12 protein-coding genes are annotated in these 12,453 nt (G+C 70.3%); 7 read left to right on the top strand and 5 right to left on the bottom strand.

Features of this window, described 5'->3' with window-relative positions:
• The first annotated feature begins 14 nt into the window (after positions 1-14).
• A complete protein-coding gene (locus tag ABQJ56_RS10415; protein ID WP_367844951.1) occupies positions 15-1,265 on the top strand; it encodes a TIGR03862 family flavoprotein in 1,251 nt (416 codons plus the stop codon).
• On the opposite strand, the gene dbpA is transcribed toward ABQJ56_RS10415, so the two are convergent.
• Positions 1,262-2,653 (bottom strand): ATP-dependent RNA helicase DbpA, encoded by a 1,392-nt coding sequence (gene dbpA, locus ABQJ56_RS10410; protein WP_367844950.1) that lies wholly within the window; start codon positions 2,651-2,653, stop codon positions 1,262-1,264. The genes ABQJ56_RS10415 and dbpA overlap by 4 nt on opposite strands.
• Before the next feature lie 148 nt (positions 2,654-2,801).
• Positions 2,802-3,212: an OsmC family protein gene (locus ABQJ56_RS10405; protein ID WP_367844949.1), complete on the bottom strand. Its 411-nt coding sequence runs from the start codon at positions 3,210-3,212 to the stop codon at positions 2,802-2,804.
• 145 nt (positions 3,213-3,357) lie between these two features.
• On the opposite strand from ABQJ56_RS10405, the gene folB reads away from it, so the two are divergent.
• The 3 genes from folB (at position 3,358) to ABQJ56_RS10390 (ending at position 5,131) form a co-directional block, all read left to right on the top strand.
• Positions 3,358-3,717, top strand: coding sequence for a dihydroneopterin aldolase (gene folB / locus ABQJ56_RS10400; protein ID WP_367844948.1), 360 nt, complete (start codon positions 3,358-3,360; stop codon positions 3,715-3,717).
• A gap of 2 nt (positions 3,718-3,719) precedes the next feature.
• On the top strand, positions 3,720-4,202 hold the full coding sequence (gene folK / locus ABQJ56_RS10395) for a 2-amino-4-hydroxy-6-hydroxymethyldihydropteridine diphosphokinase (RefSeq protein WP_367844947.1): 483 nt from the start codon (positions 3,720-3,722) through the stop codon (positions 4,200-4,202).
• A 71-nt stretch (positions 4,203-4,273) separates the two neighbouring features.
• Positions 4,274-5,131 carry a DUF6159 family protein gene (locus ABQJ56_RS10390; protein WP_367844946.1) on the top strand — a complete coding sequence of 286 codons (858 nt, stop codon included), beginning with the start codon at positions 4,274-4,276 and terminating at the stop codon, positions 5,129-5,131.
• Between the two features lies 1 nt (position 5,132).
• Here ABQJ56_RS10390 and ABQJ56_RS10385 read toward each other — a convergent pair whose 3' ends face one another.
• Positions 5,133-5,879: a pteridine reductase gene (locus ABQJ56_RS10385; protein WP_367844945.1), complete on the bottom strand. Its 747-nt coding sequence runs from the start codon at positions 5,877-5,879 to the stop codon at positions 5,133-5,135.
• A gap of 73 nt (positions 5,880-5,952) precedes the next feature.
• Positions 5,953-6,726, bottom strand: coding sequence for a hypothetical protein (locus ABQJ56_RS10380; RefSeq protein ID WP_367844944.1), 774 nt, complete (start codon positions 6,724-6,726; stop codon positions 5,953-5,955).
• Positions 6,727-6,928: 202 nt separating this feature from the next.
• Between ABQJ56_RS10380 and ABQJ56_RS10375 the strand changes: the two genes are divergently transcribed.
• Genes ABQJ56_RS10375 through ABQJ56_RS10365 form a run of 3 tightly spaced genes read left to right on the top strand, consistent with a single transcriptional unit; the run spans position 6,929 to position 10,863 of the window.
• Complete coding sequence (locus ABQJ56_RS10375; RefSeq protein ID WP_367844943.1) at positions 6,929-9,121, top strand: TonB-dependent receptor; 2,193 nt, start codon at positions 6,929-6,931, stop codon at positions 9,119-9,121.
• Positions 9,122-9,126: 5 nt separating this feature from the next.
• Entirely contained in the window at positions 9,127-9,621 is a 495-nt protein-coding gene (locus ABQJ56_RS10370) for a DUF2938 domain-containing protein (RefSeq protein ID WP_367844942.1), read from the top strand.
• A 48-nt stretch (positions 9,622-9,669) separates the two neighbouring features.
• Complete coding sequence (locus ABQJ56_RS10365) at positions 9,670-10,863, top strand: class I SAM-dependent methyltransferase (RefSeq protein ID WP_367844941.1); 1,194 nt, start codon at positions 9,670-9,672, stop codon at positions 10,861-10,863.
• 130 nt (positions 10,864-10,993) lie between these two features.
• Here the strand turns inward: ABQJ56_RS10365 and ABQJ56_RS10360 are convergent, their stop codons facing one another.
• Positions 10,994-12,364, bottom strand: coding sequence for a S41 family peptidase (locus ABQJ56_RS10360; RefSeq protein ID WP_367844940.1), 1,371 nt, complete (start codon positions 12,362-12,364; stop codon positions 10,994-10,996).
• Between the last annotated feature and the right edge of the window lie 89 nt (positions 12,365-12,453).

Below are 12,453 nucleotides of genomic sequence, written 5' to 3'. Positions count from 1 at the left end.
GCGATCATGCGCGGATGACGCACGTTCCCGCTCCCCGGCTGGCCATCATCGGCGGCGGTCCGGCCGGCCTGATGGCGGCCGAAGCCGCCTGCGCGGCAGGCGTCCAGGTCGACCTGTACGACGCGATGGGCTCGGTGGGACGGAAATTCCTGTTGGCCGGCAAGGGCGGGCTCAACCTCACCCACGGCGAGCCGTTCACGCGCTTCGTCGAACGCTACGGCGAGCGCCGCGACGAAATCACACGCTGGCTGCGCGTCTTCGACGCCGGCGCATTGCGCGCCTGGGCGCACGGGCTGGGCGTGGAAACCTTTGTCGGCAGTTCGGGCCGGGTGTTTCCCGCCGACATGAAGGCGGCACCGTTGCTGCGTCGCTGGCTGCACCGCTTGCGCGCCGGGGGCGTGGCCTTCCACGTGCACCATCGCTGGCTGGGCTGGACGGACGATGGCGCCCTGCGTTTCGCCACGCCGGCTGGCGAGCATGCCGTCGCCGCGGGCGCGACCGTGCTGGCATTGGGTGGCGCGAGCTGGCCTAAGCTGGGTTCCGACGGCGCCTGGGTGGCGCCGCTGCGCGCGGCCGGCATCGATGTCGCACCCTTGCAGAGCGCCAACTGCGGCTTCGAGATCGCATGGAGCGAGCACCTGCGCAGCCGTTTCGCCGGCGTGCCGCTGAAAGCCGTGGTGGCGCACTGGCTCGACCGCCGCGGCGTGGCGCAGTCGCGGCAGGGCGAATGCGTGCTCAGCGAATACGGCATCGAGGGCAGCCTGGTCTACGCGATCGGCGCCGACTTGCGCGAGCGCATCGCGCAGCAGGGCAAGGCGCAACTGCAACTCGACCTGGCGCCGGGCATGACGCAGGCTGCGCTGGCCGAACGCCTCGCCGCCCCGCGCGGCAAGCACAGCCTGGGCGAGTGGCTGCGCCGCCGTGCCCATCTGGACGGCGTGAAATGCGCGCTCGTGTTCGAGGGCGGCGACAGGGCCGTGCTCGCCGGTCCGGTCGCGCTCGCCGCGCGCATCAAGGCCTTGCCGCTGGTGCTGCGCGCGCCGCGGCCGCTGGCCGAGGCCATCAGCACGGCCGGCGGCGTGCGGCTGGAGGCGCTGGACGGGGCGCTGATGCTGCGCGGGCGGCCCGGCACGTTCTTTGCGGGCGAGATGCTGGACTGGGAAGCGCCCACCGGCGGCTACCTGCTCACGGCCTGCCTTGCCAGCGGAATGCTCGCCGGCCGCGGTGCCGCCGGCTGGCTGCAGCGTCGAGTAACGGCCAGCTAGCCCAGCGGCCGCACCCGGAAATTGCGGCCCTTGATGCGTCCTGCGCGCAGCCGTTCCAGTGCCTTGTTCGCCTGTGCACGGCTGATCGCCACGTAGGCGCGGGTGGCGAACACGTCGATCTTGCCGATGTCCTGCGCGGCCAGCCCGGCATCGCCGGTGAGCGCGCCGAGGATGTCGCCGGGGCGCAGCTTGTCCTGGCGGCCGGCATCGATCACCAGGGTCTTCATCGGCGCCAGGTTGAGCTGCTTGCCGCGCGGCGGCGACACGCGCAGCGGATGCCATGGCAGCGGGTGGCCGAGCTGCTCCTCGATGTTCGTCGCCTTGGGCCGTTCGCGCGGCGTGACCAGGGTGATCGCGAGGCCGCTCTCGCCGGCGCGCCCGGTGCGGCCGACGCGGTGCGTATGGGTGTCCGGATCGTGTGCGATGTCGTGGCTCACCACCAGCGGCAGCGCCGTGATGTCCAGGCCGCGCGCGGCCACGTCGGTGGCGACCAGGATGCAGCAGCTGCGGTTGGCGAACTGCACCAGCACTTCGTCGCGGTCGCGCTGTTCCATGTCGCCGTGCAGGGCGAGCGCGGAGAAGCCGCGACGGTCCAGTTCCTGCGCCACGGCATCCACGTCCTTGCGCATGTTGCAGAACACCAGGGCGTGCTGCGCCTGTTCCGTGCTCAGCGTGCCCGCGCCGAGCAGTTGCGCCAGCGCGTCCAGCTTCTGCGCCGGCTCCACTTCGTGGAAGCGCTGCTCGATGGTGGTCTCCGCGTGCGGCGTTTCCACCGTCACTTCCACCGGCTCGCGCTGCAGGCGCTTGCTCACCTGGCGGATCTCGTCCGCGTAGGTGGCCGAGAACAGCAGCGTCTGGTGATGCTTCGCGATGCGCCCCACGATGTCGTCGATCGCCTCGCTGAAGCCCATGTCCAGCATGCGGTCGGCCTCGTCCAGCACCAGCACCTGGATGCCGCCGCCGTGCAGGCTGCCGCGCTTGAGGTGTTCCTGCACGCGGCCGGGCGTACCGACCACGATGTGCGGATCGTGCGTGAGCGAGGCGAGCTGCGGGCCCAGCGGCATGCCGCCGCACAGGGTCAGCAGCTTCACGTTGGGGATATTGGCGGCGAGCTTGCGGATCGCCTTGCTGACCTGGTCGGCCAGTTCGCGCGTGGGGCACAGCACCAGTACCTGCAGGCGGATCGTCTCCACCTGCAGGGCTTGCAGCAATGCGAGGCCGAACGCGGCGGTCTTGCCGCTGCCGGTCTGCGCCTGCGCGATCACGTCGCGGCCTTCCAGCATGGGCGGCAGGCTTTGCGCCTGCACCGGCGTCATGGCGGTGTAGCCCAGCGCGTCGAGGCTGGCGAGCAGGGCGGGTTTGAGCGGCAGCGTGGCGAAGGCGGTCATGCGCCATGATCGCATCTCCGCCCTTTTGACGGGGGGGTCATGGGAAACGGCCTGATGAATGATCCATGGATGGATCGTTCGCCGGTCAATCATTCTGTGATTGGCCGGCGGAGCCGAGTCCGGACATGCGCCGGACTCGACATCCCGGTTATGCCAGCGCGGAATCGATGCGGATCTCGCCGCTCAGCACCTTGTGGATCGGGCAGGCGTTGGCGATCTGCAGCAGGCGTTCGCGCTGCTGCTCGTCCAGCTTGCCGTGCAGGGCGATGCGGCGGCTGATCCGGTTGCTGCCGTCCTCCGGCTTGCCGTCGGGGTTGAAGTCCAGCGCCACCTCGACGCCATCCAGTGGCCAGCCCTTGCGTTCGGCGTACATCTTCAGCGTGATCGAGGTGCAGGCGCCGAGGCTGGAGAGCAGCAGCCGGTGCGGGTCGGGACCGGCGTTGGCGCCGTGCAGGTCGGCCGGCTCGTCGGCCAGCCACTGGTGGCCGCGGTCGTCGCCGAGGCGCACGGTGTAGGGCGTGCTGGCGATGGCGGCCGTCACGTTGGCGGGAGTGCTCATGGCGGGTCCAGTGTCGTGGGGCGGGCCTCCACATCTAGCACGTCGCGCGCCCGTCTGCGCGTTGCTGGCGTGAAACGGCGCGGGCTTGCATCCGCGCGTGCAGTCGCCGACCCTGTAAGGCCATCGTTCCGCCGCATGCACCGCCATGGACATCGTTTTCATCGAAGACCTGCGCATCGATGCCGTGATCGGCATCTACGACTGGGAGCGCCGCGTGCGCCAGACGCTGGCGTTCGACATCGAGATGGCGTTCGACAACAGCGTGCCGGCCGCCAGCGACGACATCGCGCACACGCTGAACTACAAGGACGTGTCCAAGCGGCTGATCGACTACGTGGGCGCCTCCAGCTTCGGCCTGGTGGAAACCCTGGCCGAGCGCTGCGCCGCGTTGATCCGCGAGGAGTTCGGCGTGGCCTGGGTGCGGCTGAAGCTGTCCAAGCCGGGCGCGGTGCGTGGCGCGAAGGCGGTGGGCGTGCGCATCGAACGCGGCACGCGGCCGGAGTGAGCATGGCGCGCGCCTACCTCAGCCTGGGTTCCAACCTGGAACCTCATCGCCACCTCAGGGCGGCGCTGGACGAGTTGCGGGTGCGCTTCGGCGCGATCGCCGTGTCGCCGGCCTACCGCAGCCGGTCGGTGGGCTTCGACGGCGCGGACTTCGTGAACCTCGCCGTGGGGCTGGACACCGATCTCGAACCCGAGGCGCTGAACGACTGGCTGCACGCGCTGGAGGATCGCCATGGCCGCCGCCGCGACGTGCCGCGCTATTCGGACCGCACGCTGGACGTGGACATCGTGCTGTACGGCGAGCGCGTGATAGCCGGCCCCGGCCACCTGCAGATCCCGCGCAAGGAACTCCGGCACGCCTTCGTGCTGAAGCCGCTGGCCGACATCGCACCGCAGGCGCGCCACCCGGCAAGCGGGCACACGATGGCCGAGCTGTGGGCGGCGTTTCCGCAACAAAGCGAGCCACTGGCGGTCGAGCCGCTCTGATCCTTCCGCACTGTCGCACGGGCGGCTGGCAGTGCTAGAAAGACGGCTCCAATCGCTTGGGGGGTAGGGACATGGCCGGCAAGTTTGCACGCAGCTGGGCGTTGATGAAGGCAAGCGCAGGAGTGCTGCGCACGGACAAGTCGCTGCTGCTGTTCCCGCTGCTGTCGGGGCTGTGTTGCATCGTGGTGGCAGCGAGCTTCCTGCTGCCGGTCGTGCTGGCGCTGGTTGGCCACGGCCATGGCACCGACTTCGACGGTCGCCGCTTTTCGCCGGCGTACTACGCGGTGCTGTTCGCGTTCTACCTGGTGCAGTACTTCGTGATCGCGTTCTTCAACACCGCGCTGGCCGGGGTGGTGCTGCGCCGCCTGCGTGGCGAGCCGGCCGGGCTCGCCGACGGCTTCGCGCTGGCGCGCTCGCGGCTGGGCAGCATCTTCGGCTACGCGTTGATCGCGGCCACGGTGGGTCTGTTCCTGCGCGCACTGCAGGAGCGGCTGGGGCTGGTCGGGCGTTTCGTGGTGGGCCTGTTCGGCCTGGCATGGACGGTGGCCACCTTCCTGGTGGTGCCGGTGCTGGCCGGCGAGGGCGCGGGCCCGGTCGACGCGGTGAAACGCAGCGCGGAACTGCTTAGGCAGACCTGGGGCGAGAACGTGATCGGCAACGCGGGCCTGGGCGTGGCGTTTGGGCTGTTTTTCATTCCCGTGGCGCTGCTCGCGGGCGTGTTGATGATCGGCGCAGTGGCCACCCAGTCGATCGTCGTCATCGTGCTGGCGGGCGCGTTGGTGCTGGTCGGCTTCGTGTTGCTGGGGCTGGTGCAGTCCACGTTGCAGGGCATCTACGCCGCCGCGCTGTACCGCTATGCGGAAGCGGGCGAGGTGGGCGGGGGCTTCGACCAGGCCCTGCTGGAATCGGCGTTCCGTCCGAAGCGCTGATTCACGCGGACAAGGTGCGGCCGCCGTCCACGCGGATGATCTGACCGGTCACGTACGGCGCGTCGCGCAGCAGCCACAGCACGGCGCCGGCCACGTCTCCGGGCGAGCCGGCGCGGGCCAGCGGGGTGCGCGCCAGCAGCGCCTGCTGGTCCGCGTACGGCTTGCCGTCGCCGGGCCACAGCACGGCGCCGGGCGCCACGCCGTTGACGCGGATGTCGGGGGCGAGGTCGAGCGCGAGCGAGCGTGTCATCGCCGCCAGCGCGGCCTTGGCCATGCAGTAGATCGGGTGGTCCGCCAGCGGGCGCTCGGCGTAGATGTCCACCAGGTTCACGATCGCGCCGCGCGCCGCGCGCAGCGCCGGCGTGGCGGCCTGGGCGAGGAAGAACGGCGCCTGCGCATTGGAGGCGAACAGCTCGTCCCATTGCGCCACGCTGGCCGCGCCGACCGGGGTGGGAAAGAACGCCGAAGCGTTGTTGACCAGCGCGTCCAGCCTGCCGTAGCGGGCCAGCGCGGTGTCCACCAGCGCGGGCAGCGCATGCGGATCGGCCAGTTCGGCTTGCAGTACCAGGGCGCTGTCGGCGCGCACGTTCTCCAGTCCGGCGGCCAGCGCCTCGGCTTCCGCCACCGAGCGGCGGCAGTGCAGGGCGAGGTCGTAGCCGGCCGCATGCAAGGTGCGCGCGATCACCGCGCCCACGCGCCTGCCGGCACCGGTGATCAGCGCGACGGGGCGTTCATGGCGGGGCGGCATGCGGTTTTCCTGCGTGGCGACGGATGCCTACAGCTTGCCGGATCGGTGCACCCGCGTCACCCGCGGTGGTGCTTCATGCATCGCCCGGGGGCGGCCGGCGCTTGCGCGTGGCGGCCTTGCGTACCGCACCGGCGAGCTTGCGGGCGGCTTCGCGTGGCTGCGGGGCCGCGCGTCGCACGGGTGCCGGTGGCTCCGCCGACACCCCGCTTCCTTCGCGCTCGATGTCGCCGCCGAACAGCTCGATCGCGGTGGCGGCCACCTGGCCGGTGTCGTAGTACGCGTAAGCGCCCACGCTCAGCGCGCCGATCACCGGCAGCCAGCGCGACATGCCTTCGCCCACCGCGCGGCGGCTGAGCCTCACGCCCAGTTGCTTGGCGATGCGCTCCACCACCGCGTGCGACATGCGCCGGAACAGCAGGCGATCGCCCATGCGCACCACCAGGTCGCGGAAGGCCTGTGCCGCGGTGTGGCGGAACAGGCAGTACAGCATCTGCTCGCGGCCCAACTCGGCGTGGCGGCCGAAGGCGGCGGCGATGTCGCTGACCATCTGCGCCTGGATCTTCCAGATCGTCACCAGTTCCGGCAGCACGGTGAGCCAGCCCAGCGGCCCCGGCGGCAGCGCCAGCGTACCGGCGGCGAGCGCGGCGCGCTGGGCGGCGCGGCTGGCGAGCTGGCGCGCCTGCGCCCGCGGATCGGCGGCGCCGTCGACCTTGCTGTCGGGGATGCGGCTGACGAAATCGAGGATGGCCTGGGTGACCCGGTTCGCCTCCTCGTGCCCGCCGATCACGGCGGGGACCTGGCGGCTGCCTTCGACGCGATCCGGTTCGGGCGGGTGTCGCTGGCTCATGGCGCACTCCGTGGGCGCGCCGTTTCCGCGCGCGGGAAGGCCAGTCTAGGCCGCGGGCATGAAGCGGGGATCAATGGCGGCCGTGTGGTGCAGGCATGACTTGTGGCCCGGGGCGGCTTGGGCTCACATTGGTAATGTTATAACATTACGAACCTCGACTCGACCGTACCGGCGGGATGCCGCCCCACAGGAACCTTCGACCATGAAACTTTCCCCGCTCGCCCTGAGCCTCGCCGTCGCGCTATGCGCGGCCTCCGTCCCGGCGCATGCCGGTGACGTCACCCTGGCTGCCGCCGCCACGGCGACCGGCAACGGCCCGACGACGGACGGCACCTTGGGCGGCACGCGCGACAAGCCCGTGCCCACCGTGCGCGATCTCGGCGCGATCAGCGTCTCCGCCGCGCTGGACCAGGCGCGAAACGCGCTGTCGCCGGACACCGGCAGCAGCCAGTACGTGATCGACGAGAAGGCGATCCAGGCGCTGCCGCTGGGCGCTTCCACCCCGGTGAACCAGGTGCTGCTGCAGGCGCCCGGCGTGGTGCAGGATTCCTACGGCGGCCTGCACGTGCGCGGCGACCACGCGAACCTGCAGTACCGCATCAACGGCGTGATCGTGCCCGAGTCGATCTCCGGCTTCGGCCAGACGCTGGATGCGCGCACGATCCAGAGCATGAGTCTGCTCGACGGCGCGCTGCCCGCGCAGTACGGCCTGCGTACCGCGGCGGTGGTGGACATCACCACCAAGAGTGGCGCCGCTCTCGGCAACGGTGGCAGCGTGGGCGTCACCGGCGGTTCGTTCGGCACCTTCAACCCGAACATCGCGCTGTGGGGCGACAGCGGCAACTGGAGCGCCTATTTCACCGCCAACTACCTGCAGAACAATGTCGGCATCGAGAACCCCACCGCCAGCCGCACGCCGATCCACGACCACACGAACCAGGTCAAGGGTTTCGGCGACATCTCCTACCTGATCGGCAACGACACGCGGCTGAGCTTCATGTTCGGCTTCGCCAGCAACCGCTTCCAGATCCCGGACAACCCGGGCCAGGCGCCGCAGTTCGGCTACCTCGACGTCACCAACTTCGACTCCGCCGACCTCAACGAGCAGCAGGACGAGCAGACCCGCTTCGGCGTGCTGTCGCTGCAGGGCAAGCTGGGGCAGACTGGCTACCAGGTCTCGCTCGGCCAGCGCTACAGCGGCCTGCAGTACCTGCCGGACGACATCGGCGACCTGATGTTCAACGGCGTGGCCGGCGCGATCAACCAGAGCGACCGCGCAAGCACCCTGCAGGCGGATTTCTCCACGCCGCTCAGCGACACGCACACCCTGCGCTACGGCGTGTACGGCAGCTACGACCGCGCCGCCACCGACACCCACTCGCTGGTGTTTCCGGCCGATGCCGGCGGCGGGCAGACCGGCACGACGCCGTTCGGCATCTTCACCAGCGACCGCATCGTCGCCAGGACCTGGTCCGCCTACGTGCAGGACGAGTGGAGCATCGGCCAGGACTGGACGGTGAACTACGGCCTGCGCGGCGACGTGTACAAGGCCTTCGGCACCACGCAGGGCCAGCTCAGCCCGCGCGTGGGCGTGGTCTGGCAGGCCACCGGCAGCACCACCGTGCACGCCGGCTACTCGCGCTACTTCACGCCGCCGGCCACCGAGATGATCACCGCGGCGAACATCGCGGCCTTCGCCGGCACCACCAACGCGGTGAAGAACTACGGCGACAACGAGCCGCTGGCGGAGCGCTCGAACTACTTCGACGTGGGTGTGTCGCAGAACCTCGGCAGCGCCTGGACGCTGGGTCTGGACACCTACTACCGCGACGTGCACGACCTGCAGGACGAAGGCCAGTTCGGCCAGGCGCTGGTCTCCTCCACCTTCAACTACCGTCTGGGCCGCGTGGCCGGCGCGGAGTTCACCGCCAACTACGCCAGCGGCCCGTGGTCGGGCTGGTTCAACTTCGCCTACACCAAGGCGATGGGCAAGGACGTGGTCACCAGCCAGTACAACTTCAGCCCGGAGGATCTGGCGTACATCGCGGACAACTACATCTACCTCGACCACGACCAGAAATACACGTCCTCCGGCGGCATCAGCTACGCGCTGGACGACAACACCAAGCTAGGCGCCGACTACCTGTTCGGCACCGGCCTGCGCAGCGACGGCCTGGTGCCGAACGGCGACCACCTGCCGGCCTACTTCCAGATCAACCTCAACGTCTCGCACGACTTCAGCTTCGACCGCTTCGGCAAGCTGCATACCCAGCTGGCAGTGATCAACGCGCTGGACCGCACCTACGAGTTGCGCGACGGCACCGGCGTCGGCGTGGGCGCGCCGCAGTTCGGTCCGCGCCGCGGCCTGTACCTCAGCCTGCAGAAGGATTTCTGAGCGCGATGACGACGATCGCTTTCACGCTGCTGGTCGGCGTCGGCGCCACGCTGGCGACGGATCTCTGGGCGCAGCTGCTGCGGCGTGTCCTCGGCGTTCCGGCGATGGACTGGGCGCTGGTCGGCCGCTGGCTCGGGCAGCTGGCGCGCGGATGTTTCGCGCACCAGGGCATCGCGCAGGCGGCGCCTGTCCGCGGCGAGCGTGCGCTCGGCTGGCTGGCGCATTACGTGACCGGCATCGTGTTCGCCTCGGCGCTGCTTGCGCTGGCGGGGCCAGCCTGGGTCAGGCATCCCACGCTGCCGCCCGCATTGGGTTTCGGACTGGCCACGGTGATCTTTCCGTTCGCCGTGCTGCAGCCGGGCATGGGTGGCGGCTTCGCTGCGTCGAGGACGCCGCGACCGAACCGCGCGCGCCTGCGCAGCCTGCTGACGCTTGCCGTGTTCGGCTGCGGCCTGTATGGTTCGGCGCTGCTGGCCGCGCGGCTGCTGCTGCGGGATTGAGTGCGCCATCCGCTATGCTTGCCGCGGATTTCCGCGATGCCAGCCCCCATGCAGTCCCGACTCCCCGAACCCTCCGCCGACGAGCGCGCGCATTCCGGTTGCCTGCTGCGCCAGTTGCGCGAGCAGATCGCCGCGCACGGACCGATGCCGTTCGCGCAATTCATGGAGCGCAGCCTGTACGCGCCGGGTCTGGGTTACTACAGCGCGGGCAAGACCAAGTTCGGCGAGGCGGGCGATTTCGTCACTGCGCCGGAGCTGGGCGAGCTGTTCGCGCGCTGCGTGGTGAATGCGCTGGCGCCGGTGCTGGCCGTGCTGGGCGACGAAGCCGATTTCCTCGAACTCGGCGGCGGCAGCGGCGCATTCGCGGAAGCCGCACTGAAGGCCTTTGCCGCCTCCGGCGTGTTGCCGCGGCGTTATCTCATCCTCGAACCCAGCGCCGACCTGCGCGAGCGCCAGCGCGAGTGCCTCGCCGCCGCGTTGCCGGGCGAGCTCAACGCGCGCGTCGCATGGCTGGACCGCCCGCCCGAGCAGGCCTGGCGCGGCGTGCTGTTCGCCAACGAGGTGATCGACGCGCTGCCCACCACGCGCATCGCGATGCGCGATGGCGAAGTGTTCGAGGAGCATGTGGCGCTGGACGGTGAAGGCCGGCTGATGCGCGTGGATCGCCCCGCGGACGCGCTGGTGGCCGGCGCGGTGCGCCATGTCGAGCGCGACCTCGGCGCGGATCTCGCCGACGGCTACCGCACCGAGATCCTGCCGCAGCTGCCGTACTGGCTGCAGGCGGTGGCCGGTTCGCTGGAGGCCGGCGCGATGCTGTTCGTCGACTACGGCTACGTGCGCCGGGAGTTCTACCAGCCCGAGCGCCGCGACGGCACGCTGATGGCGCACTACCGCCACCACGCGCACAACGATCCGCTGTGGCTGCCCGGCCTCAACGACCTCACCGCCTCGGTGGATTTCACCGCGTTGGCCGAGGCCGGCAACAGCGCCGGCTTCGGCGTGGCCGCCTACCTGCCGCAGGCGCAGTTCCTGATCGCCAGCGGCCTGCAGGAAGCCTTCGAGGCCGCCCATGCGCAGGCCGCCGACGAGGCGGCGCGCTACCGGCTGGCGCAGGAAGTGAAGCGGCTCACCTTGCCCGATCGCATGGGCGAGCGTTTCCAGGCGATGCTGTTCGCGCGCGGCCTCGACATGTTGCCGTTGCCGGCGGAGCTGCTGGCTGCCGACCAGGGCGGGCGCCTGTAGTAGCGGCTTCAGCCGCGATGGTCAGTCGGGTCGCGGCTGAACCGCTCCTACAAAGTGCGCGTCCTGTGCGCGACGGCCCGGACGCCGATCGAGGCCAGGAGCATTCGCGCGCAGGCTGCGCTCCTGGCCCCTACTTCGCGGTCGCCGCGCCGCGCCCCAGCGCCATGCCCTTGAGCACGTTCAGCGCCTGCGCCAGCGTGTAGTCGCTGGTGGCGAGCTTGGCTTCCGCGGCGCTGCCGTCGTTGTCGATGTTGCCGCCGGCCTTGGCGTTCTCGTTGGCGAGGTGGTTGGGCAGGTCGGCTTCCGAGCTGACCAGCTCGGGCGCCTGGTCGGATTTCTGCACCGTGAGGTCGGCAAGCGGGATGTCGGGCTTGATCCCTTCGGCCTGGATCGAGGTGCCGTTCGGCGTGTAGTAGCGCGCGGTGGTGATCTTCACCGCGTGGTCGGCGTCCAGCGGCAGCACGGTCTGCACCACGCCCTTGCCGAAGGTGCGCTGCCCCATCAGCAGGCCGCGGTGGTTGTCCTTCAGCGCGCCGGAGACGATCTCGGCGGCGGAGGCGGTGCCGTGGTTCACCAGCACCACCAGCGGCGCGCCGTCGAGCAGGTCGCCCGGGTGCGCGCTGAAGCTCATGTTGGAGTCGGCCAGGCGGCCGCGCGTGGTGACGATGGTGCCGGCGTCGAGGAAGTCGTCGCTCACGCCCACGGCGGCGGTGAGCAGGCCGCCGGGGTTGTTGCGCAGGTCGAGCACGGCGCCCTTGACCGCGCCGTCCTTGGCGATCAGTGCGGCCAGCTTGTGCTCGAGGTCGGCCGCGGTGTCGCTCTGGAACTGGGTGATGCGGATGTAGTCGTAGCCGGGTTCGAGCTGGCGCACCTTGACGCTGGTGATCGCGATGTTCTCGCGCGTGAGGTGCATGTCCACCGGGTTGTCGCTGCCCCTGTGCACGATGGTCAGCGTGATCTTGCTGCCGGGCTTGCCGCGCAGCTTCTTGAACATGTCGTCCACGTTCTGCGGGTCGACCAGCACGCCATCGATCTTCACGATGCTGTCGCCGGGCTTGATGCCGGCGCGCGAGGCGGGCGTGTCGTCGATCGGGGTGACGATCAGCAGGCCGCCATCCTGTTCGAGCACCTCGATGCCCAGGCCGCTGTACTGGCCGGTGGTGTCCTCGTCGAGCTGGGCCAGGCCTTCCTTGTCCAGGTACTCGCTGTGCGGGTCGAGGCCGGCGAGCATGCCGGTGATCGCGTCCTTCATCAGCTCGTGGTCGCCCACCGGCTCCACGTAGGCCTGGCGCACGATGTCGTAGACGCGGCTGAAGCGGCGGATGTCATCGAGGTCGACCTGGTTGCCGTCGGCCTTGGCGGGGGCATCGGCGCGGACATGGGTGGGCGCCAGCTCGGTGGGTGGTTCGGGCGCGCTCGCCGCCGGTGCCGGCGCGGTCTGCGCATGGACGAACGGCGCCGCCAGCAGCAGGGCGCACAGGCTGTAGGTGGGAAACCGCATGGAACGACTCCGGGGAAGGGGACGCCCGCCGCGCGGACGGCGGGTTTCAGCACCGCCAGCCTGCGACGATGGCGGGCGGCCGTCAACGG

The sequence above is a fragment of the Rhodanobacter geophilus genome, assembly GCF_040812275.1.
GTDB lineage: Bacteria > Pseudomonadota > Gammaproteobacteria > Xanthomonadales > Rhodanobacteraceae > Rhodanobacter_A > Rhodanobacter_A geophilus.
This window is presented reverse-complemented; position numbering and strand designations above follow the sequence as displayed.